Source organism: Providencia sp. PROV_01, assembly GCF_053098325.1.
Genome location: NZ_JBRFKD010000002.1, coordinates 1,308,646 through 1,330,575, shown reverse-complemented (window position 1 = coordinate 1,330,575; position 21,930 = coordinate 1,308,646). Strand labels below are relative to the sequence as shown.

Here is a 21,930-nt window from a genome sequence, read left to right as displayed (position 1 = left end):
AACATCACCTCTAATCAACTCTCCGATTAAAAAGTGACTGATAAGATAAAGTCTCTTTGTGCAGAAGTAAAATATAGATACATCCATTCGCAGCTTTCATTGTAAAGCGTCTAGATATTTTCTGAAAGTATGTTTATACCTTGCACTGGCGTATTTTTCCACAGAAAAACTGTTCAATAAACTATTAATGTAATAGGTTTAAAACAAAACAGGCGCAACCACATCAGCGGAGCGCCTATAATTTACTTACTAATCAATAAACTAGATTGATATTAAAATTCTTCTGGTGTTTCTTCTTCATCAGAATCATTGATAAAGTCTGTTGCCGCACTGCTAAATTCACCAGTGTGGTTTAATAACATTTCACGCAGTTTGGTATCAATTTCTTGAGCGACTTCAGGGTGCTCTTTTAAATAATTTGTTGAATTAGCTTTACCTTGGCCAATTTTATCGCCGTTATAGCTATACCAAGCCCCTGCTTTTTCAATTAATTTGTGTTTTACACCCAAATCAATTAACTCGCCGAAGGTATTAATACCTTCACCATACAAAATTTGGAATTCAGCTTGTTTAAATGGCGCTGCAACTTTGTTTTTTACCACTTTAACGCGAGTTTCACTACCGACGATTTCCTCGCCATTTTTCACTGCACCAATACGACGGATATCTAAACGAACAGATGCATAAAATTTTAATGCATTACCACCCGTTGTTGTTTCTGGGTTACCAAACATAACACCAATCTTCATACGAATTTGGTTGATAAAGATCAGTAGGGTATTAGATGTTTTTAAGTTACCCGCTAACTTACGCATTGCTTGGCTCATCATACGAGCAGCTAAGCCCATATGTGAATCACCAATTTCACCTTCAATTTCTGCTTTTGGTGTTAACGCAGCAACGGAGTCAACGATGATTACATCAACCGCACCTGAGCGAGTTAATGCATCACAAATTTCTAGCGCTTGTTCACCGGTATCAGGTTGAGAGCACAGTAAGTTATCAATATCGACGCCTAATTTTTTAGCATAGATAGGGTCTAAAGCGTGTTCAGCATCGATGAAAGCACACGTTTTACCGCTACGTTGTGCTGCTGCAATAACTTGCAGGGTTAGTGTTGTTTTACCTGAGGATTCAGGGCCGTAGATTTCAACAATACGACCTAGTGGCAAGCCACCAGCACCCAATGCAACATCAAGGGATAAGGAGCCTGTTGAGATAGTTTCAACATCCATAGAGCGGTCTTCACCAAGACGCATAATGGAACCTTTACCAAATTGTTTTTCAATTTGGCCTAATGCTGCTGCAAGTGCTTTTTGTTTGTTTTCATCAATAGCCATGTTTACTCCCTAAGTGCAATGATTTGACCACTGCAAATAAAACGATTGAATTCGGTTTGTTGAAACTGATTATACTGTATAATCATACAGTATCAAGGAAATTTTTAATTTAACTGCTTTAAAAGTGTTTCAAGTATATAAACTGTTGATTGAAAACGAACTTCGTTTCGGTTTCCTTGAAACACTCTATGTTGTGTTGTGACAAATACCGTTTGGTCTGCCTGTTTTTGCGCAAAACCAAACCATACCGTACCAACAGGTTTTTCTATACTACCGCCCCCAGGGCCTGCTATTCCACTAACTGAAACAGCGAAATCTGCACTGGCTTCTTGCAAAGCGCCTTCCGCCATTTCTGTAACAACTTGTTGGCTTACAGCACCATACCGTTGTAAAGACTCGCTCTTAACACCAATCATTTGATGCTTTGCTTCATTACTGTATGTCACAAAACCGCGCTGAAAGTAATCTGAGCTACCCGAGATATCGGTTAAAACCTTCGCAACCCAGCCCCCGGTACAAGACTCAGCGGTTGTGACTGTTTTACCCTGTTCTTTCAGTTTCAGTCCAATCTGAATACTCAGTGTTTCAAGCCGTTTCTCATCTATCATGATGCTATCTACCTTTATGCCATTTTTTTACGAGCACGATCCCAAACCCATAAACCCGCAATCGCAATTGCAAATACAGCACCAAAACCAATACCCGCATTCACAACGGATAAACCTGCTTTAATTGCCAGTGAGTACAAGCCTAACATAATCAGCATTGCACTATTTTCACCTAAATTTTGTACGGCGATCGCATTCCCTGCGCCAACGGTTTCTTTCCCTTTTTCTTGTAATAATGCATTCAATGGAACGACAAATAAACCGCCAAAAATCCCAAGAATAATTAAAATAAAATAGGATGGAATAATGTTAGTTTGCAAGGAAAGTAACACTACCATCACACCTATAATAACTCCCGCAGGGATGCATCGATAAACCGTTTTTAAGGTAATAAATTTGGCAGCAAGCCCCGCACCTGCGACTATCCCCACCGCAACCATCGCATTTAGAATGGTTGGTGTGGTGTTGTCTTGTAACCCCAACGCTACAGGCACCCATGCAACGAGCAGAAAACGCAACGTTACCCCGGCCCCCCAGAACAAGCTAGTTCCGACTAGTGAAAAACGACTCTCTTGATTCGCCCATAGCACACGGCAAGCACTGAAAAAAGACGCCATCAACAGCTTAAGATCCCAACCTTTTCCAGGCCTCGCCGCAACTAAGTGTGGGATGAAAAAATTCGCAATAACGGCTAACGCATACAGTGCAGCACATGTACCTAACGCTAAGATTAAGTTAATATCGGACAGCATTCCTCCGACAACTGACCCCACTAAAATGGCTGCAATTGTTGAAGCCTCCATCACACCATTGGCCTTAACAAGGTTATCGCCGCCAGTGAGTTCACCGAGAATACCGTATTTAGCCGGTGAATAGGATGCTGCACCGATCCCCACTAACCCATAGCAAAGGAATGGGTTTAGGCCAAAACAAATCCCTAGTGCTCCAATAAATTTAAAGATGTTAGAAAACAACATCACTCGGCCTTTTGAAAACCTATCCGCGATTTGCCCAACAAATGGCGCTAAAATGATGTAAGTAAAAACAAACACCATTTGCAAGATAGGGTGACTCCACTCGGGGTAAAATTCGGCTTTGAGCTGGGCTAATATGGCAAATAATAATGCATTATCCGCAAATGCAGAGAGGAACTGTGAAGCCAGTACTGCTTTCATACCTCGGCTCATTAGCGGTGAATTGGAAGTGCTTTCTTGCATATTATTCATCCTTTAATGCCATTTGCTTTAATGTAACAAAATCCGTTTTACCACTACCTAGCACTGGCAACTCTTTAACAAAACGAATATCGCGTGGAACCGCTAACTCGGTTAATCCTTTACTTTTGGCTGCACTGGATAATGCGCTACGGTCTAATTCTTTATCTGTTGTGAACAAAACAAGTGCTTCACCTTTACTGCTATCTGGCTTTGTAACCACACCGTGATTTGCATTGGGAGAAATAGATGCCACCATTTGCTCGATACTTTCGAGGGAAACCATTTCTCCTGCAAGTTTAGCAAAACGTTTAACACGGCCTTTTATAGTACAGAAATTTTTATGGTCTAATTCAACGATATCACCAGTGTCGTACCAACCTTCCTCTATTTCACCTTGTGCATTTTCAGCTTGCGGTGTTTCAAGGACGCCAGGGGCTTCAACGCGCAAATACCCTTTCATAATATTTGGGCCTTTAAGCTGTAATTTACCACCCTGTTCAATTCCAGAAATTGGAATAATTCGCGCTTCCATTTCAGGTAAAATTTGCCCAACAGAGCCTTCTTTCGCGGCCATAGGGACATTGATTGATACAATTGGTGCACATTCAGTGACCCCATAACCTTCAAGAATTCGGATGCCAAATTTATCAAACCAGATTTTTTTCGTTTTATCCGATAATTTTTCTGCACCGGCAACCACATAACGTAAACGTGCGAAATCATACTGATGAGCAAACCGTGCGTAGTTACCTAAAAAGGTTGATGTTCCGAATAATACGGTGCAGTTTTTGTCATAGACTAATTCAGGAATGACTCGGTAATGCAATGGGCTTGGATAAAGGAAAACTCGGCTTCCTGAAAATAGAGGGATAAATAAACCAACCGTCAAACCAAATGCGTGAAATAACGGCAGTGACGACATAAAACGGTCACGTGGGGTGAAATCAGCGATCGTTTTTATTTGTTCTACGTTTGCCATCAAGCTAGCATGGCTGTGAACAACACCTTTTGGTGTACCTTCAGAACCAGATGTGAATAAAACAACGGCTTCATCAGACGGTTTACGAGGAAGAATGGCTTTTTTAGGGTTGAATAAGTGTTTAATAATCCATAATTTATCTTGCCATGTTACCGTATCTTTTAAATCTTCAAGATAAATCCAACTTGCTTCTGGCACTTGTTCTGGAATATGCGTTAAGTTGCCTTTTTCCAAAAATTGGCGCGAAGTAAAGACTACTTTCGCCGCAGAGGCTTTTAACGCGTTACTAATACCGTGACTGCCCGCTGTGTAATTGAGCATAGCAGGTACTCGGCCTCTCATTAAAGCACCGAAAATTGCAGCCGCGGTGACTGTCGCATTTGGCAATAATAGGCCAACTCTTTCATTTTCATGTGTATAGCGTTCAATAATACGACCAACCCCTAAGGTTTTTTTCAATAGGGATTGATATGAGTCTTCTTTAAATGCGATGTCCTCGATACAAGGCGTACGGCGCCCAAAAAACTGAACACTTTGAATAAATTCTTCAACTAATGTGACTTGTGGTAAACAAGACATACGAGCAGATTTCATGATTTGGTACAGGTGTTCACCAGCCAGAGCTCGACGCTCTACAGCCTTAGGTGCTTCAGGCATTGGGATAGCTTGTGCCGGCAATATATGCAATGTGATCTTCGGAAACCATTTTAATGGAAAAATGCCTTTCAGACGCCCAAAATGGCTATATTGAGCCCCTTCTATACGAATAGGAACAACTTTTGCTCCAGACTTTGCGGCCACAAAAGCCGCTCCTTCGTATATTTTCATTAAAGAGCCATGAACTGAAATTCGGCCTTCTGGAAAAATAACTATCGGGCGCCCTTTTTCTACCTCTTTAACTAGATGACGAATACCTAGAGGGTTGGCAGGATCAAGAGGGACAATATCTGCATAGGGCTTAAGGCGCTTCACCATTTTTGGTGTGGCAAATGTTGAATAAACAGCAAATACAGGTTTAACAGGTAAGAAAAGTGCGATTAATACACCATCAAGGAAAGAAACATGATTAGGTGTAATCAAACATTTATCTTGATTAAACTCTTTCGCATCACCAATAACTTGCACGCGAAACAAAAATTTAAGTACTGTTTTGACTATCTTTGCCAACATAATGAGTCCCTATACTATGATTATATTTTTATATATTAGTGTGATACAACTATACCTTTAGTGACATCTATCTTACTGAGCTACTCCCTTTGCTCTAATTAGTATATTCCGAAAACACCGCAGGCTTATTAGTCATTAGTTTAAGTTAAATCATTAAGTTGTGCGATGATATCGTCGACAGGCTGCGCAGCATCAATAATATGGTGAGCAGTCGCACGGTAGATAGGTTCCCTTTGTTGCATCACTTCTTCAATTTCTTCAATTAAAGATTTCCCGGTCAAACTTGGTCGTTGATCCGCTTGTGGCTCTGCTGCAAGGCGTTTTGCTAAAACTTCAGGATGGGTATTTAAATAAATAACAGTGCCGTTATTACGCATAATTTGCTGATTTTCTTCTGCGAGAACCAGGCCTCCGCCAGTAGAAACAATCATATTATTTTGCTTAATCGACTTAAGGACGTCAGTTTCTAGCTGACGAAAGTAATCCCAACCGTGCTGTTCAACAATTTCAGCGATACTTTTTCCCGCTTTTTCTAAAACCAATTTATCTGTATCAACAAATTGATAGCCTTTAGATTCTGCAAATTTTTTACCAATTGTGGTTTTACCCGAACCTCTTGGACCGATAATGTAAAACATTAAATTTCATCCCATCATCATGAATACTAAGCAATACTGATTACAAATTTACTTATGATAAATTGCTTAATTTGACAAATAAAAAAAGAAAGCCACACAAGTGTGGCGATAGATTGCTGCCAAACATATTATGTTTGGCAGCAATCTAATAGGTTTTGAAAATAAACTAGGAAAATCAATTTATTGATTTTTGGCTGATAACACAAAGCGGGAAAAACCACGCTTTTATCTCGCTTTGTCAACAACCTCAAGCCACACAAGTGTGGCTATCTCATCATTTTTACTCATTATGGACGACTCAAAAAGTCGCCATATCCGATCCATTTATACGTTGTTAGTGCATCTAACCCCATAGGGCCACGTGAGTGTAATTTCTGCGTACTTACTGCGACCTCTGCACCTAAACCAAACTGACCACCATCAGTAAAGCGAGTGCTTGCATTAACATATACCGCTGCTGAATCTACACATTGAACAAAATAGTCAGCTTGATGAATAGATTCTGTCAAGATAGCATCAGAATGCGCAGTACCATACTGGCGAATATGGTCAATAGCTGCGTCAATGTCATCCACAATTTCTACGTTAAGATCCAGTGATAACCACTCATCGACAAGGTTTTCAGGTTTTACATCAACAACTTTCGCTGGGCCTTGTTTTAGTAATGGAAGTGCTTTTTCACTCGCATGCAGAGTGACTTGTTGCTGCGCCATTTTTTCACTTAAAAACGGTAGGAACTCAGTCGCAATCTCTTTATGAACTAATAATGTTTCAAGTGAATTACAGGCACTTGGGCGCTGAACTTTCGCATTAATAATCACATCAATGGCTTTATTAAAATCCACCGATTTATCAACAAATGTATGGCAAACGCCAATGCCCCCGGTAATTACCGGGATCGTGGATTGCTCACGACATAATTTATGTAACCCCGCACCGCCACGAGGGATTAGCATATCAATGTAACGATCTAATTTGAGTAATTGTGCAACTAATTCACGGTCCGGATTATTAATAGCTTGTACTGCATCTGCTGGCAAGCCGCTATTTTCCAATGCTTTTTGAATAACTTCCACTACCGCAAGGTTAGTATGATGCGTCTCTTTCCCGCCACGCAAAATGACCGCATTACCTGTTTTTAAACATAACGAAGCCACATCAACGGTAACATTAGGGCGAGCTTCATAAATAACGCCAACAACTCCCAATGGAACACGGCGACGTTGTAAATTTAAACCGCTATCCAATTGGCTTCCATCAATGATTTGCCCAACAGGATCAGCTAATTGACATACTTTTCTGACATCATCAGCAATACTTTTTAAACGCTCTGGCGTCAATAATAATCGGTCTTGTAACGCCTCACTCATACCGCTTGCTTTTGCCTGCGCCATGTCTTTTTGATTCGCGGCAAGTATAACTGCATTATCTTGTTCTAGTAGATCTGCAATTTGTAATAGTGCTGCATTTTTTTGTTTGGTACTTAACTGAGCTAATTGCCATGAAGCAACTCTTGCTGCCTTACCCATTGTCTCTAACATAATTAACTCACTATCATATCATCACGATGAACAGCCACAGAACCGTGTTCATAGCCAAGTATTTTGTTGATTTCTTGTGAATGGTGCCCAGCAATCATTCTCAGTGCATCACTGTTATAATGGCTGACCCCATGAGCTAGGTCTTTTCCTGCCATATTACGAATACGGATCACTGCGCCTCGAGAGAAATCGCCTTCAATCTTTTTAATTCCTTTTGGCAACAATGAACTCCCTTTTTCCATAATTGCCAGTTGTGCACCATCATCAATGTAGACATCCCCAGCGGCTGGAGCACCGAAAATCCAACGTTTACGATTTTCCATTGGATTTTTTTGCCCATAAAAACGGGTACCAACTGGAAGATTTTCAATAACCGCATTAATAACATCGGGTTTATTGCCTGCTGCAATGATAACATCAATTCCTGCGCGGCCCGCGACATCTGCTGCTTGTAATTTAGTTGCCATTCCACCGGTTCCTAACCCGCTAACGCTTCCCCCCGCCATTTCACGAAGTTCATCATTGATACCATACACTTCGGGTATCAATTTTGCATTTGGATTACTGCGTGGGTCAGCATCATATAAGCCTTCGATATCCGTGAGTAATAGCAGTTTGTCGGCATCGCCAAGAATCGCGGCCAAAGCGGATAGATTGTCATTATCACCGACTTTAATTTCTGCGGTAGCAACGGCATCATTTTCATTAATAACTGGAATGATTCCGTTATCTAACAGAGCTTGCAAGGTATCTCGTGCATTTAAGAAACGTTCTCTGTCTTCTAAATCGGCTCGTGTCAGTAACATTTGCCCGATATGAATACCATAAATGGAGAATAACCGTTCCCATAACTGAATTAAACGACTTTGACCGACCGCCGCAAGCAATTGTTTAGATGCTATGGTAGCCGGCAGTTCGGGGTAATTTAAATGTTCGCGACCCGCGGCAATTGCCCCAGAAGTCACAATAATAATGCGATGCCCTTTTTCATATTGCTGCGCGCATTGCCTGACAAGCTCAACAATATGAGCTTGATTTAAACGGCGCGAGCCCCCTGTTAATACACTGGTCCCTAATTTAACTACCAGCGTCTGGCTATTTTTCATCATTTTTCTGCCATTAGGATTAATAAACCAAAAAGTAGGTATCATTTTTATCAGGAGAAGCGCGTTATGCCAACAAGCATAACGCAAAATTCAACAAAAGTTGGTTTAAAACAAATTTATGCGCTTAATTCCAGTTTTAATTCTGCCATTAGCGGGGAGGGAAAGAGGCTTAACTCAAGTTCAGATAATTGTTTTGCAAGGGCTTGGTGAAATGACACTAAATTTTGCTCGGTCGCTTCAATGGTTGCCGCATCTTTTAGTGCTTTGACTTGCCAACTACCATGACTGTTGTATAGGCCAAAATGATAAATAAATTCAAAGCCCTTATCAGTTGCTACCAATTTTAGCCACCACCCCCAAAATTCGCGTTTTTCTGGGGCAATATTTGCATTCACGCAAACAACGAGGCTATCAAATATATAACAGCCATTTAAACATTGTTTTTCACGTAAATAAGGTCCTATCGAAGCAAACTTCTTTAAATACTTTCCATTTGAGTAATCAGTCGGTAAAGCCATGTTAAGGATCTCCTTCTTGGGAAGATCCCTTTTTAACAAATGGGTAAAAATAAGCAAGTTATTAAATAAAATTAAAGTATTTTTGCTTTTAACCAATTAGTAGTTTCACTTAACGCCTTTTCAAAATTAGCAAAAACAGGCTGGCTTGGTAGCATTATCGTATCAGCATCCATCGAAGAGCGTCGAATTAAATCAGATTCGGCTTTAGGGCTATAAATATCATCTTTGAGGCTAACCGATAACATTGGGACTTTACTGCGTCGCCCTAAAAGCCCTTGATTTTTAAGTGAATAACAACTTAACTCATGGCGTAAAGCAGAACCATCAACTTGATAAATACCCAAACGACTGGCGAACACATCCAGAACCATTCGAGGAATATCCTGCTGATATTTCTCTTCATGCAATAAACTGTGCACAATTGGCCCTATGACAGCGACTGCTTTAATCTTATCTGGACACATATAAGCTAATCTTAATGCTATATTTGCGCCAAAACGCATACCCACGATACCAAAACGCGTGTGGTCAATCCAAGCGATATCCCCAATCTGGCGAACAATTTGCTCATGTAGGGTGCTTGTTTCCTGTGTAAGCTTTTGTTTTACCGAATAACCAATAGATGGCATATCCAGTGTTAGCATCGCAATACCGAGAGGTTCGAGGTAGTCACGGAAATAGCGGCAAAAATCAATTTGTAAGCTATCTAACATGCCGCAAATCATCACGGTCGGGTAAGGCCCTTGACCGTGTGAAGGAATATGTAAAAAGCCACAGACTTCTTTTCCACCATCAACTTTAAATGGAATTTTCTTTAAGCGATATTGAGAAAATTTTGCTGCGCTATCATACGCTTTACAAGCCAACAAAATAGCTTGGTCAGCCAGCTCGTCACCTTTAATAAAAGGATAAGCTGCAATGCTGTACAAATTAGCAGAACGCAACCAAGCATCCCCTGCTTCTGCACCTTTTTCAAACTCTAACGCTTTTTGCTGCCAATGCATGGCTTGCTGGGACCATTCAAAACACCAGTTTCCACGACGATTACCAATGACTGTATCCAATAAATTATCATCACTACGCTCAGCATCTGAGATAGCAATACGGCTTAGCACCTCTTCAATTTCTAAGGCGTCTATTCCCCGCCAAATCCACATTAAGCGGTTAATCATACGGTACCACCCCGCATGGTGAGACCCACTTAACACACTATGTTCTTTAATTTGAGAAATTGTTTGAGATGAATAAGAGACTAATGTTGACGTTTCAACTTGTCTGACTTTAGGTTTGAAAAGTTTTTCTGAAAGGTTTTGCTGAGTCATCCCTATTTCCTTGTCTATCAGAGTTGAATTTGGCCAAAAATAAAGGGAATGCAAAAATGCACTCCCCAAATTATATCGTGTTTAGCTTAAAAATTTTAGGTATTAATGTGTTTTTGCAATCAATAAATTCTATAACACTTTATAATTACAATGTTTTTACCTAAAGCTCGCGTAAAACACAGATTTATTTATCTTGTTCACACAATGGTTTAACAAAAACGACGCCCATATCCCATGGCTGTTCGATCCATGTGTCTTGTGGAATATCAACTACGTAGTCATCCACTAATGGACGCCCTGCAGGTTTTGCAAAAATAGTAACAAAGTGGGCTTTAGGGTACATGTTACGGATAGCTTGAGCTGTGCCGCCTGTATCCACCAAATCATCAATGACAATATAGCCTTCACCATCACCTTCAGCACGTTTAATCACGGTTAATTCGCGCTGGTTGTCATGGTCATAGCTAGAAATACAAACGGTGTCAACGTTACGAATACCAAGTTCGCGTGCTAGAAGTGCTCCAGGAACAAGGCCACCACGGCTAACCGCGATAATACCGGTCCATTGCTCTACTGGTAATAAACGTTGTGCGAGTTTACGGGCATGTATTTGCAACATATCCCACGTTACGACATATTTTTCGCTCATAAAATTCGGGTCCCGACTGCTGAGTAAATCTGAAATGTGTCTTGCGGAAAAAAGGTTGCGCGAGATTATAGTGATTTGGCCGGTTAAAAACCAGTAAAAAGCACCATTCGACATTAATTATTATCATTTACACTGTCCATTGCTCAAAAGAAAGTGTTATCCTGAGTTTATAAAAGAGGCAGCCTTTAATTCGAAACTTCAGGCTGTTAGGTCATAATTACAGCAATATTCCTTTTAAAATTGAAGCTGAAATTAACGTTGGTTGCCGATCAGCTCCTACTGGGTTATTCAGGATATTATCCCTAAATAGTTCAATTTGTAGCTAGGCGGCAAATGAGTAAATCCTAGGAGCATACATAAGTATGTGACTGGGATTTATGAATGAAGCCAACAACGCTACAGATTGAAATATAAAGGGAAAATAAAAGGAGAGAGACGTGTCTGAGCTAGCTACATTATCCCCCCAACCACTATGGGACATCTTCGCGAAAATCTGTTCTATCCCGCACCCTTCATACCACGAAGAAGCCTTAGCCGCACATATTGTTGATTGGTCAAAACAAAAAGGCTTTCACGTTGAACGTGATGAAGTGGGTAATATTCTGATCCGTAAACCTGCAACCCCTGGTTATGAAAACCGCAAAGGCGTTGTTTTACAAGCTCACTTAGACATGGTGCCACAGAAAAATAACGACACGGTACATGACTTTAAAACAGATCCAATTCGTCCATATGTTAATGGTGAATGGGTCACCGCTGAAGGAACCACTTTAGGTGCTGATAACGGCATTGGCTTAGCTTCTGCGTTGGCTGTTCTTGCTGATGATAGTGTTGAGCATGGGCCAATGGAAGTTCTTCTGACCATGACTGAAGAAGCCGGCATGGAAGGTGCGTTTGGCTTGAAAGCAGGCTGGTTACAAGCCGATATTCTGATTAACACCGACTCAGAAGAAGAAGGTGAAATTTACATGGGTTGTGCTGGTGGGGTTGACTTTACCTCTACGTTTGACCTGACACGTGAAGCATTACCACAAGGCTATAAAACCTTCACAATGACCCTAAAAGGCCTAAAAGGTGGGCACTCTGGTGGTGATGTACATTTAGGCTTAGGTAATGCCAATAAGCTGTTAGCACGTTTTCTAGCTGGCCACGCAGAAGATTTAAACCTAAAACTATTAGATTTCAGAGGTGGTACTGTTCGTAACGCCATTCCTCGGGAAGCTTACGCCATTATTGCCGTTCCTGCGAACAAAGTCGCTGAGTTAACTGCCCTAAGAGCTCGTTATGAAGATATTCTGAAAAATGAATTAGCCGTCGTTGAGCCTAACCTTGTTCTGCTACTAGATGAAACGCAAAGCGAATTAAAAGCACTTTCTGATGACTGCCAAAAACGTTTTGTTTTCTTCTTAAATGCGGCGCCAAACGGTGTGATCCGCATGAGTGATGTTGCCATTGGCGTGGTTGAAACCTCACTTAACGAAGGTGTTGTACGACTAACTGAAGATAAAGCAGAAATTATCTTCCTTGTTCGTTCACTTATCGATAGCGGCAAAAACTACGTTGTTAACATGTTGACATCTATCAGTAAATTAGCACAAGCCCAATACCGTGCAGAAGGTAGCTACCCAGGTTGGCAACCAGATGCAGACTCACCAGTAATGCATTTAGTCAGCGATACCTACAACAAGCTGTTCGGTAAAATCCCTAATGTCATGGTGATCCACGCAGGCCTTGAGTGTGGTCTATTCAAAAAACCTTACCCAGACATGGATATGGTTTCAATTGGGCCAACTATTCGCGGTGCACACTCCCCTGATGAACGTGTACACATTGCAAGCGTTGGAGAGTATTGGAAATTACTAACTGCGGTTTTAAAAGCAATTCCAGTCAAAGAATAAGCAATTAATTGTTATGAAACACCCATCATGCGATGGGTGTTTTTTATAATTCAAGTAATAATTGCCTTTCAAGCTGTGGGCTTTGCAGCATCACATGCAAACCAACTAACCGAACACCACGCCCTAAGCGGCGATTATCCCAAACTTGTTTCGCTATCTGGACTAAATCTTGTTTATTGAGAATTGGGTATACGTGTTCTTGTGTTGTTTGCTGAAAGTCTGCAAATTTAAATTTTACACCTTGACGAGCAATACGCAGATCGGGTTTTACCTTCGCTAGACGTAATTGTAGTTCGTCATAGAGTTTATCAAGCAGAGGCAGACAATCGCTCCATTGATATATATCTTCTGCAAGGGTGCGTTCAACCCCTACCGACTTTCTGAGTCTATCAGGGTTAATAGCACGCTCATCGATACCATGGCATCGATCCCAAAGTACCTGCCCGAATTTACCCATGCTTTTAACCAATGTAACAACATCATATTTTTGGACGTCAGCACAAGTGAGTAACCCCATATCCGCTAATTTCTGAGCGGTTACCTTACCCACGCCAGGAATTTTTTTAAGGGGCAAGCTAAGAATAAATTGATCCATATTTTGCGGCGTGATCACGAATTGGCCATTGGGTTTATTCATATCTGAAGCTATTTTCGCCAAAAATTTTATTGGCGCTATCCCCGCTGAAGCGGTTAATTGCAGTTCATCAAAGATTTGCTGGCGAATGGCCTCAGCAATTAGCGTTGCAGAGCCATGTAATTGCGTACAATCAGTGACATCCAAATAAGCTTCATCAAGAGAAAGTGGTTCTATGAGGTCAGTATAGCGAGCAAATATTTTTCGAATATACAGGGAGGTTTCTTTGTAAAGTGCCATATGCCCAGGAACCACTTTCAAGTGAGGGCAAAGCCTAAGTGCAATCGCAGTAGACATCGCACTGTGAACACCGTAGCGACGGGCTTCATAATTTGCAGTACTAATAACGCCTCGGCGATCTGCGCTTCCCCCCACTGCAATGGGGACATTACGAAGGCTTGGGTCGTCACGCATTTCGATCGCTGCATAAAAGCAGTCCATATCAATATGAATAATTTTACGCACGGGTTAACTCTGCCAATTAAACACCTGATTAAATATACAGTATTTTTATTAGCCATGCAATTATTGTCACATCACCATAAAATTGACGAATGAAAAAGCTAACTCCATGATAATTAGGTAATTCATATTATTGCAATAATCATCTGCCAAGCTATCCAACTCTAGATTCGGCTTAAAGTTTGTCTTAAAAATAAGTATTACTACTTACTTTTAAACAAAAAAGTAATAAAAAGAGTTGTTTTACCAACAACAATATCTTGAAAAACTATTTATGGATCATCTCTATGGCAATTATATCAACATCAAAATATGTTAAATTTATGGCTCCTCTCATTATGCTGCTTGCTAGCCAAACAGTTTTCGCACTTTCCCCTAATTTAGCACTATCCCCTAAAATTGTAGCTCACCGTGCAGGAACAGCAGATGCACCAGAAAACACAATTTATGCCATTGATTTAGCCAAGCAAAATAATGCCGATGCTATTTGGCTTACCGTTCAACTTAGTAAAGATAATCAATTAGTCCTATATCGTCCGAGTGATCTAGATTCATTGACGGACAAAAAAGGTAACGTATCTGCTTATACAGTAGAACAACTCAATCATGTCAATGCTGCTTATAAGTTTAGTCAAAAACATAATCAGCAATTCCCCTTACAAAAAACAACTATCACTACACTAGAAAATATTCTGCAAAAATACCCAGACACAACTTTCTACGTAGATTTAAAATCCCCTGACGCCAACCCTGATATTCAAGCAAAGGCGATTTTAGCTCTCTTAGATAAAACTAATGCATTTAACCAAGTACGTTTTTATTCCACTAATGATGAATTTTTAAAAGCACTCAAATCCCTTTCTCCAAAGATCCCATTATTTGAAAGTCGTGATGAGACTCGCACCCTGTTGGCAAATGTTGTGATGAACCATCAATGTTCAATAGAAAATGACAAAACAACAACTCGCTGGTATGGCTTTGAACTACATCGTAAAGTTGAAGTGGTCGAAAAATATACTTTAGGCGAAGCACGCTCGCCAGCAACCCTTTCATGGGATAAAGAAGCCATTGACTGTTTTAGAAAAAATGGCAATGCCTATATCATTGTCTTTGGTGTTAATAATGACAGTGACTACCAACTCGCAAAAGAAATTGGTGTTGATGCTGTAATGGTTGATTCCCCAAAAGCATTTAAAAAATAATCTAATAACATCACCTAAGCTATTATTACTTTAATAATAGCTTAGGAATTAAATCACATCTTAAAAACATTCTTTTCATCAATTAATAATAATTGTTCTTAATTTACTGCTATAGAAAACTTGATATATTTAATCCATCACAAAAATTCTATTTAAAATAATTTAAAAAAGGTTTTATATGTCAAATATTGGAACAATGATTGTCGAGAATTATTGGAATGAAACATTAAGGAAAGTTGAAATACATTATCATAATAGTGATAACCCCTATGATAATGTGTTTATATTTTATAATCTAGCACATGCCACATCTAGCTCTAACGTAAATTCATTCCCTTACTCAACAACAGGTAAAAGTGCTTGGAAAGCTAAAATTACTACGAAAAGTAATGAACTGTAGAGTAGTGGTGATTTTTTACCTTGCCAAATTAACAACAATGATAATGGAAAGGTCACGATTAGATTTGATGGTGAGACAAAAAGCATGCATGTTAATTACCCTGTCTCTGTTTCATGTGCTAAGAAAATGCAATTAATTTAGACTGTATAACGGGAAAGTAATATTTGGAGATGTCTAATAACTATATTTAGACATCTCCGGCTCATTACTAGTTATAGAACCGTTAAATATTACTATTCAAATAATACGGTTTTTATCCAGTAATTTTTGACGGGCTTCTTCACGCGCCATACGTTTTTTACGTGCATCACAAGGCTCAGGGCAATCACACACCTTTTCAACACCAATACTGCTTAACCCGCCGCAGCTACCTTGGATACTCTTACGTTTAATAATATACCCAAGTGACATACCTAAAAAGGCCAGCAAAAACAGTGCAAAGGCTGCAATAAAAATATTCAGCATTTTTTATCCTCCTACAACTACTGTTTTTTGGTTAAAAATGGTTCGAATGCCTTAGTATAGCGCTCTTCAAAACCTTTATCTGTCTTAACAATCATAAAAACAGGAATATTCATTTTTTCAGCTAAAGCAAAGCCAACTTCAGGCCCTAAAACATTTAGTCCTGTAGATAAGCCATCAGCACTCATGCAATTTTCTGCAATTACTGTAATAGAGACTAAATTATGTGTGATTGGTTTTCCTGTTTTTGGGTCTATCGTATGAGAAAAACGAACGCCATCTTGCTCGAAGTAATTACGGTAGTCCCCTGATGTAGCGATAGAGCGGTCACCTGGTTCAATAATCTCTTGTGCTGTTTGGCTGACACCATCCGATGCGGGTTTTTCTATTGCGATACGCCATGGCACTTCTTTACCATTTGTTCCTTTCGTACGCACTTCACCACCAATATCAACCATATAATTATTGATACCTAATGATTCTAAATATTCAGCAACAACGTCGACACCATAACCTTTCGCAATGGAGGAAAGATCGACATATAGCTCAGGGATTGTTTTAATTAAGTTATTATCTTGAACAGCGAGTTTTTCGATACCAACCCATGCTCTGCGCTTAGCCAATTCTTCATCCGAAGGTGCTTTAGTGACTCTTCCTTCAGGGCCAAACCCCCATAAATTAACTAAAGGCCCAACCGTTACATCTAATGAACCATCTGTCAGCTTATTAATTTCAATGGCTTTTTTAACTACAGTTGCCGTTGCTGCAGAAACAGGGAACGGTGTATTGACTTCTTTAAACTGATTAAAACGACTTAATTCTGAGTCTGGGCGATATGTTGACATTTGGTCGTTAACTTCTTCCAAACGTTTATCTATTTCGGCTTGAATTGCTTCAGGCTTTGGCTCCGAAGAATCTGTGACATATTTAACCGAATAATACGTACCCATTGTTTGCCCCTGAAGATTCTGTTGTTCAGGTCCACCACAGGCAGTAAGAAACAGTGCTGCAACAAATAGCAGTACCGAGGTATAAATTCTTTTACTTAGCATAATTTTCTCCGCGTCAATCATGAGCGCATTTTGTTAAGGCCGCCCAGACTATTAACACACTTTACATCGTCACCCATGCAGAGAATGTTCCAGTCAAAATAATCATAAACCTACCTATTAACCGTTAACTAATTAGCGCTTAATAGATTTACTAAAATCACAAAGAGGGAAAATATTTTCCCTCTTTAAAGTGTTACTGTCTACTGACTTTGATTAGTCTAATAAAATCAGCTAAGTTGCTTAACCACCGAAGTCATCCAATAAGATATTTTCATCTTCAACTCCGAGGTCTTTCAACATTTTGATCACGGCAGCATTCATCATTGGAGGACCACACATGTAGAACTCACAATCTTCCGGTGCTGGATGATCTTTCAAGTAGTTTTCATATAAGACATTATGGATGAAGCCAGTATAACCATTCCAATTATCTTCAGGCATAGGGTCAGAAAGTGCTACATTCCATGTAAAGTTTTCATGTTCTGCAGCGAGTTGGTCAAAATCTTCGGTGTAGAACATCTCACGGACAGAACGTGCACCATACCAGAAACTAATCTTACGTTTAGAATCTAAGCGGCGCAGTTGGTCGAATATATGAGAACGCATTGGTGCCATACCCGCACCACCACCGATAAACACCATTTCAGCTTCCGTTTCTTTAGCGAAAAACTCACCAAACGGCCCAGAAATAGTCACTTTATCCCCTGGCTTTAATGACCAAATATAAGAGGACATAATTCCTGGTGGAACATCCGGATTACGAGGTGGTGGTGTAGCAATACGCACGTTTAGCATGATAATACCATGCTCTTCCGGGTAGTTTGCCATGGAATAGGCGCGAACAGTTGGCTCTTTAACCTCAGACACATAACGGAATAGGTTAAATTTATCCCAATCTTCACGGTACTCTTCTGGTACATCAAAATCTTCATATTTGACAACATGTGCCGGGCATTCAATCTGAATAAAGCCACCCGCACGGAAAGGAACGACCTCTCCTTCTGGAATTTTCAATTTCAGCTCTTTAATGAAAGTGGCTTTGTTATCATTAGAAATAACTTCACACTCCCATTTTTTCACGCCAAATATTTCTTCTGGAAGCTCAATTTTTAAATCTTGCTTAACGTTGACCTGACACGCTAACCGGCAGCCTTCTTTTGCTTCACGTTTGTTAATGTGAGAAAGCTCAGTAGGCAGAATATCACCACCGCCTTCTTTGATTTTCACACGGCACTGACCACAAGAGCCACCACCACCGCACGCTGATGAAACAAAAATACCTTGGTTTGATAACATGCCTAATAGCTTGTCACCCGCAGGAGCTTCAAAACTTTTGTCTGGATCGCCATTAACTTCAACTTTGATGTTCCCTGTGTTGACTAGCTTGGATTTTGCAAACAGGATTAAGCCTGTCAGCACCAAGACAATCAGGGTAAACATCACGACACCTAAAATAATAATTTCCATGAATTCTTCTCGCCTTTATAGCTGCACACCGGAGAAGGACATAAAGCCCAATGCCATTAAACCGGTTGTCACAAAGGTGATACCTAACCCTTTTAGACCCGATGGAATATCTGAGTACTTCATCTTCTCTCGAATAGCTGCCATCAATACGATTGCGAGCATCCAACCGATCCCCGAACCGAACCCATATACGACCGATTCGCTAAAGTTATAGTCACGTTGCGCCATGAAAGAAACACCACCAAAAATGGCACAGTTAACGGTAATCAATGGCAAAAAGATACCTAACGCGTTATACAGTGATGGGAAGTAGCGATCTAAAATCATTTCAAGGATCTGAACTAACGCGGCAATAACACCGATAAACGTGATGAAGTTCAAGAAGGATAAGTCGATACCTTCAGCAATCGCACCATCACGCAATACTAAGTTGTATACCAAGTTATTAGCTGGGACAGAAATCCCAAGAACTACCGTTACAGCGATACCCAGTCCAAAAGCAGTTTTTACATTCTTCGATACCGCAAGGAAGGTACACATTCCCAAGAAAAATGCTAATGCCATATTTTCAATAAAAATGGCTTTAACAAACAGGCTAATATAGTGTTCCATGTGATTAGTCCTTCTCTACCTGAGCTGGTTTCAGGGTACGTAACCCCCAAATCAGCATACCGATGATAAAGAATGCACTTGGCGCGAGGAGGAACAGGCCATTTGGCATGTACCAACCACCGGTTTGTAGTGATTCAAAAACTGTGATACCAAACAATTTGCCGGAACCAAATAACTCACGTAAAAAGCCGACTAAAACAAGGATCACACCGTAACCTAGACCATTACCAATACCGTCCATGAAGCTTTCAATTGGTGGTGCTTTCATTGCATAAGCTTCAGCACGCCCCATTACGATACAGTTAGTAATAATCAAGCCAACAAATACAGAAAGTTGTTTTGATATTTCATAGGCATATGCACGTAAAATTTGGTCAACCACAATAACTAAAGAAGCAATGATTGCCATTTGAACGATAATACGTACGCTGCTCGGAATATAATTCCTGATGAGTGAAATAAAGAAGTTAGAAAATGCCGTCACTAAGGTTACAGCAATCGTCATAACGAGTGCTGTTTCTAACTTCGTTGTCACTGCCAGTGCAGAACAAACCCCTAATACCTGTAAAGCAATTGGGTTGTTATCCAATAACGGTCCAAGTAGGACGCGTTTTACTTCTTTTGAATCAGCCATTATTCAGCGCTCCTTCACGTACTTTTTTCAGGAACGGACCAAAACCGTTATCCCCTAACCAGAAATCAAACATATGCTGGATTCCGTTTGATGTTAGAGTCGCACCTGAAAGGCCGTCGATACCGAATGGGTTATCTGTCGCACCACCGCGCACTATTTTAATTGCCGGAACCCCCTGCTCATTGAACAGTTTTTTACCTGGCCATTGGGCTTTCCACTGAGGGTTATCAACCTCACCGCCCAGCCCTGGTGTTTCGCCATGTGCATAGTAAGTAATACCACGAGAGGTGACACCATCTACATCTACCGCAATAAAGGCATACATGACAGACCACAAACCAGAGCCGTAAACAGGTAAAATAATTTGTGATACTTTTCCAGCTTCATCTTTAACTAAATAGATTTCAGCGCTATTGGCACGACGGCGAATTTTTGCAATATCTTCTGCAGGAGAGAGTGCAATACTCGTTTCTTCGCTGCGTAGCTCGCTATTTAAGTCATAACGGCTAGTGCTATCAGATAATTCATTAGTTTTAAAATTCAAAAGTTTAGGTTCGATACGATCCTTATATACATCTTGAACTTCCTCAGCGGTCATTTTAGGTTGCAGCAAGCCAGCAACACTTAAAATATTACGTTGAGTATCTAACTGAATCTGTTCTTGCTGCTGTGGTTTTAGACCAACTGCAGCCCCTGCGACGACAATAGAGCAAACTAGACAAAGAATAAAAACAACTAGAAATGTTCTGCCGACGCTATCGTTATTCATTGGTTTTTCATTAGCCACGAGCTTTTCTCCGCTTAATATTTGCTTGAACGACCAGATAGTCAAACAGAGGAGCAAACAGGTTGGCGAATAGGATCGCCAGCATCATCCCTTCTGGATAAGCTGGGTTAACAACCCTGATAAGAACACACATTACACCGATCAGAATGCCGTACGCCCATTTACCTTTGTCTGTGAAAGACGCTGATACCGGGTCTGTCGCCATAAAAATCATACCGAATGCGAAGCCACCAAGTACCATGTGCCACCACCATGGCATGGCAAATAACGGGTTAGTATCAGAGCCAATAGCATTGAATAGGTAGGACATTGCAATCATGCCAACCATCACGCCAGCAACAATACGCCATGATGCGATACGGAAGAACATGATAAGAGCACCACCAATAAACAACATCAGTGTTGACACTTCACCAATTGAACCTGGCATATTACCTAAAAAGGCTTGCATCCAAGTAATAGGTTCATGAGTCACCGTGTTCATTAGGGCATGCTCACCACCGGTTGCCCATTGTGATAATGGTGTCGCACCAGAGAAGCCATCTGCTGCAGTCCAAACTAAGTCACCTGATATTTGAGCAGGATAAGCAAAGAATAAGAAAGCACGGCCAGCTAATGCTGGGTTTAAGAAGTTACGCCCAGTACCGCCAAAAATTTCTTTCGCAACAACAACCCCGAAAGTGATACCTAATGCAGCCTGCCATAAAGGAATGGTTGGTGGCACAATCAAGGCAAATAAAATCGAGGTAATAAAGAAGCCTTCGTTAATTTCATGGCCGCGGATCATGGCGAATAAAACTTCCCAGAAACCACCGACTAAGAAAACGACAGCATAAATAGGAAGGAAATACACCGCACCTAGCAGCATTTTACTTCCCCACCCTGCATCCATCGAAAGTGATGCACCTAGAAACTGTGCTAAGCTATAATGCCAATCACTCGCGAGAACTTGCTGTAACTCCGCCCCGCTATATAATTGGTGCAAAGCTGGGATGGCTTGGTTACCAACGTTATACATTCCCCAGAACATCGCTGGGAAAACCGCTAGCCACACCAATATCATCATACGTTTCAGATCGATGGTATCCCTGACATGAGAACGCCCTTTTGTTACCGTACCCGGCGTATAAAAAACAGTCGAAACTGCTTCAAATAACGCATAGTATTTTTCTAACTTTCCACCGGGCTCAAAATGGTGCTCATACTTTTCAAATAAATTTTTCAGACCCATG

Annotated in this window: 20 protein-coding genes; 2 read left to right on the top strand and 18 right to left on the bottom strand. The window is 40.6% G+C overall.

What is annotated here, in order from left to right; genetic code table 11:
• Window positions 1–272: 272 nt before the first annotated feature.
• From recA to gpt, 10 genes are all read right to left on the bottom strand, one after another.
• Window positions 273–1,340 carry a recombinase RecA gene (gene recA, locus ACU696_RS06665; RefSeq protein WP_004914068.1) on the bottom strand — a complete coding sequence of 356 codons (1,068 nt, stop codon included), beginning with the start codon at window positions 1,338–1,340 and terminating at the stop codon, window positions 273–275.
• Between the two features lie 104 nt (window positions 1,341–1,444).
• Window positions 1,445–1,948, bottom strand: coding sequence for a nicotinamide-nucleotide amidase (pncC, locus tag ACU696_RS06660; protein ID WP_109911978.1), 504 nt, complete (start codon window positions 1,946–1,948; stop codon window positions 1,445–1,447).
• 14 nt (window positions 1,949–1,962) lie between these two features.
• Complete coding sequence (gene lplT / locus ACU696_RS06655; protein ID WP_109911977.1) at window positions 1,963–3,165, bottom strand: lysophospholipid transporter LplT; 1,203 nt, start codon at window positions 3,163–3,165, stop codon at window positions 1,963–1,965.
• A 1-nt stretch (window position 3,166) separates the two neighbouring features.
• Complete coding sequence (gene aas / locus ACU696_RS06650; protein WP_109911976.1) at window positions 3,167–5,314, bottom strand: bifunctional acyl-ACP--phospholipid O-acyltransferase/long-chain-fatty-acid--ACP ligase; 2,148 nt, start codon at window positions 5,312–5,314, stop codon at window positions 3,167–3,169.
• Between the two features lie 140 nt (window positions 5,315–5,454).
• A complete protein-coding gene (gene aroL, locus ACU696_RS06645) occupies window positions 5,455–5,952 on the bottom strand; it encodes a shikimate kinase AroL (RefSeq protein WP_004914075.1) in 498 nt (165 codons plus the stop codon).
• Window positions 5,953–6,239: 287 nt separating this feature from the next.
• A complete protein-coding gene (proA, locus tag ACU696_RS06640; protein WP_109911975.1) occupies window positions 6,240–7,493 on the bottom strand; it encodes a glutamate-5-semialdehyde dehydrogenase in 1,254 nt (417 codons plus the stop codon).
• A gap of 2 nt (window positions 7,494–7,495) precedes the next feature.
• Complete coding sequence (gene proB / locus ACU696_RS06635) at window positions 7,496–8,599, bottom strand: glutamate 5-kinase (protein ID WP_117162884.1); 1,104 nt, start codon at window positions 8,597–8,599, stop codon at window positions 7,496–7,498.
• Between the two features lie 116 nt (window positions 8,600–8,715).
• A complete protein-coding gene (gene crl / locus ACU696_RS06630; protein ID WP_109911974.1) occupies window positions 8,716–9,117 on the bottom strand; it encodes a sigma factor-binding protein Crl in 402 nt (133 codons plus the stop codon).
• 71 nt (window positions 9,118–9,188) lie between these two features.
• Window positions 9,189–10,439, bottom strand: a complete 1,251-nt coding sequence (gene frsA / locus ACU696_RS06625; RefSeq protein WP_004914084.1) for an esterase FrsA — start codon at window positions 10,437–10,439, stop codon at window positions 9,189–9,191.
• 184 nt (window positions 10,440–10,623) lie between these two features.
• Window positions 10,624–11,088 (bottom strand): xanthine phosphoribosyltransferase, encoded by a 465-nt coding sequence (gene gpt, locus ACU696_RS06620; RefSeq protein WP_004914086.1) that lies wholly within the window; start codon window positions 11,086–11,088, stop codon window positions 10,624–10,626.
• A gap of 437 nt (window positions 11,089–11,525) precedes the next feature.
• Between gpt and pepD the strand changes: the two genes are divergently transcribed.
• On the top strand, window positions 11,526–12,986 hold the full coding sequence (pepD, locus tag ACU696_RS06615) for a beta-Ala-His dipeptidase (protein WP_109911973.1): 1,461 nt from the start codon (window positions 11,526–11,528) through the stop codon (window positions 12,984–12,986).
• Window positions 12,987–13,029: 43 nt separating this feature from the next.
• On the opposite strand, the gene dinB is transcribed toward pepD, so the two are convergent.
• On the bottom strand, window positions 13,030–14,085 hold the full coding sequence (dinB, locus tag ACU696_RS06610; protein ID WP_004914090.1) for a DNA polymerase IV: 1,056 nt from the start codon (window positions 14,083–14,085) through the stop codon (window positions 13,030–13,032).
• 284 nt (window positions 14,086–14,369) lie between these two features.
• On the opposite strand from dinB, the gene ACU696_RS06605 reads away from it, so the two are divergent.
• The gene (locus ACU696_RS06605; RefSeq protein WP_110732235.1) at window positions 14,370–15,284 is read left to right on the top strand and encodes a glycerophosphodiester phosphodiesterase family protein; all 915 of its coding nucleotides are present in this window, start codon (window positions 14,370–14,372) and stop codon (window positions 15,282–15,284) included.
• Window positions 15,285–15,921: 637 nt separating this feature from the next.
• Here ACU696_RS06605 and nqrM read toward each other — a convergent pair.
• The 7 genes from nqrM to ACU696_RS06570 form a co-directional block, all read right to left on the bottom strand.
• The gene (gene nqrM, locus ACU696_RS06600) at window positions 15,922–16,149 is read right to left on the bottom strand and encodes a (Na+)-NQR maturation NqrM (protein ID WP_004914094.1); all 228 of its coding nucleotides are present in this window, start codon (window positions 16,147–16,149) and stop codon (window positions 15,922–15,924) included.
• Window positions 16,150–16,166: 17 nt separating this feature from the next.
• On the bottom strand, window positions 16,167–17,198 hold the full coding sequence (locus ACU696_RS06595) for an FAD:protein FMN transferase (protein ID WP_042851653.1): 1,032 nt from the start codon (window positions 17,196–17,198) through the stop codon (window positions 16,167–16,169).
• Between the two features lie 240 nt (window positions 17,199–17,438).
• A complete protein-coding gene (nqrF, locus tag ACU696_RS06590) occupies window positions 17,439–18,665 on the bottom strand; it encodes an NADH:ubiquinone reductase (Na(+)-transporting) subunit F (RefSeq protein WP_004914098.1) in 1,227 nt (408 codons plus the stop codon).
• A 15-nt stretch (window positions 18,666–18,680) separates the two neighbouring features.
• Window positions 18,681–19,277 carry an NADH:ubiquinone reductase (Na(+)-transporting) subunit E gene (gene nqrE / locus ACU696_RS06585; protein ID WP_004914100.1) on the bottom strand — a complete coding sequence of 199 codons (597 nt, stop codon included), beginning with the start codon at window positions 19,275–19,277 and terminating at the stop codon, window positions 18,681–18,683.
• Window positions 19,278–19,281: 4 nt separating this feature from the next.
• Window positions 19,282–19,911, bottom strand: coding sequence for an NADH:ubiquinone reductase (Na(+)-transporting) subunit D (locus tag ACU696_RS06580; RefSeq protein WP_004914102.1), 630 nt, complete (start codon window positions 19,909–19,911; stop codon window positions 19,282–19,284).
• Window positions 19,904–20,698: a Na(+)-translocating NADH-quinone reductase subunit C gene (locus ACU696_RS06575; RefSeq protein WP_004914104.1), complete on the bottom strand. Its 795-nt coding sequence runs from the start codon at window positions 20,696–20,698 to the stop codon at window positions 19,904–19,906. Before ACU696_RS06575 ends, ACU696_RS06580 begins: the two co-directional genes overlap by 8 nt.
• Complete coding sequence (locus tag ACU696_RS06570; protein WP_004914105.1) at window positions 20,691–21,929, bottom strand: NADH:ubiquinone reductase (Na(+)-transporting) subunit B; 1,239 nt, start codon at window positions 21,927–21,929, stop codon at window positions 20,691–20,693. The genes ACU696_RS06575 and ACU696_RS06570 overlap by 8 nt, the downstream gene beginning before the upstream one ends.
• Window position 21,930: the final 1 nt, after the last annotated feature.

Coding starts and splice junctions, on each gene's coding strand:
- ACU696_RS06605 (WP_110732235.1), top strand. CDS start 14,370: ATGGCAATTATATCAACATCAAAATATGTTAAATTTATGGCTCCTCTC.
- ACU696_RS06580 (WP_004914102.1), bottom strand. CDS start 19,911: ATGGCTGATTCAAAAGAAGTAAAACGCGTCCTACTTGGACCGTTATTG.
- lplT (WP_109911977.1), bottom strand. CDS start 3,165: ATGCAAGAAAGCACTTCCAATTCACCGCTAATGAGCCGAGGTATGAAA.
- proB (WP_117162884.1), bottom strand. CDS start 8,599: ATGAAAAATAGCCAGACGCTGGTAGTTAAATTAGGGACCAGTGTATTA.
- nqrF (WP_004914098.1), bottom strand. CDS start 18,665: ATGGAAATTATTATTTTAGGTGTCGTGATGTTTACCCTGATTGTCTTG.
- ACU696_RS06595 (WP_042851653.1), bottom strand. CDS start 17,198: ATGCTAAGTAAAAGAATTTATACCTCGGTACTGCTATTTGTTGCAGCA.
- gpt (WP_004914086.1), bottom strand. CDS start 11,088: ATGAGCGAAAAATATGTCGTAACGTGGGATATGTTGCAAATACATGCC.
- pncC (WP_109911978.1), bottom strand. CDS start 1,948: ATGATAGATGAGAAACGGCTTGAAACACTGAGTATTCAGATTGGACTG.
- nqrE (WP_004914100.1), bottom strand. CDS start 19,277: ATGGAACACTATATTAGCCTGTTTGTTAAAGCCATTTTTATTGAAAAT.
- aroL (WP_004914075.1), bottom strand. CDS start 5,952: ATGTTTTACATTATCGGTCCAAGAGGTTCGGGTAAAACCACAATTGGT.
- crl (WP_109911974.1), bottom strand. CDS start 9,117: ATGGCTTTACCGACTGATTACTCAAATGGAAAGTATTTAAAGAAGTTT.
- proA (WP_109911975.1), bottom strand. CDS start 7,493: ATGTTAGAGACAATGGGTAAGGCAGCAAGAGTTGCTTCATGGCAATTA.
- recA (WP_004914068.1), bottom strand. CDS start 1,340: ATGGCTATTGATGAAAACAAACAAAAAGCACTTGCAGCAGCATTAGGC.
- frsA (WP_004914084.1), bottom strand. CDS start 10,439: ATGACTCAGCAAAACCTTTCAGAAAAACTTTTCAAACCTAAAGTCAGA.
- ACU696_RS06570 (WP_004914105.1), bottom strand. CDS start 21,929: ATGGGTCTGAAAAATTTATTTGAAAAGTATGAGCACCATTTTGAGCCC.
- aas (WP_109911976.1), bottom strand. CDS start 5,314: ATGTTGGCAAAGATAGTCAAAACAGTACTTAAATTTTTGTTTCGCGTG.
- nqrM (WP_004914094.1), bottom strand. CDS start 16,149: ATGCTGAATATTTTTATTGCAGCCTTTGCACTGTTTTTGCTGGCCTTT.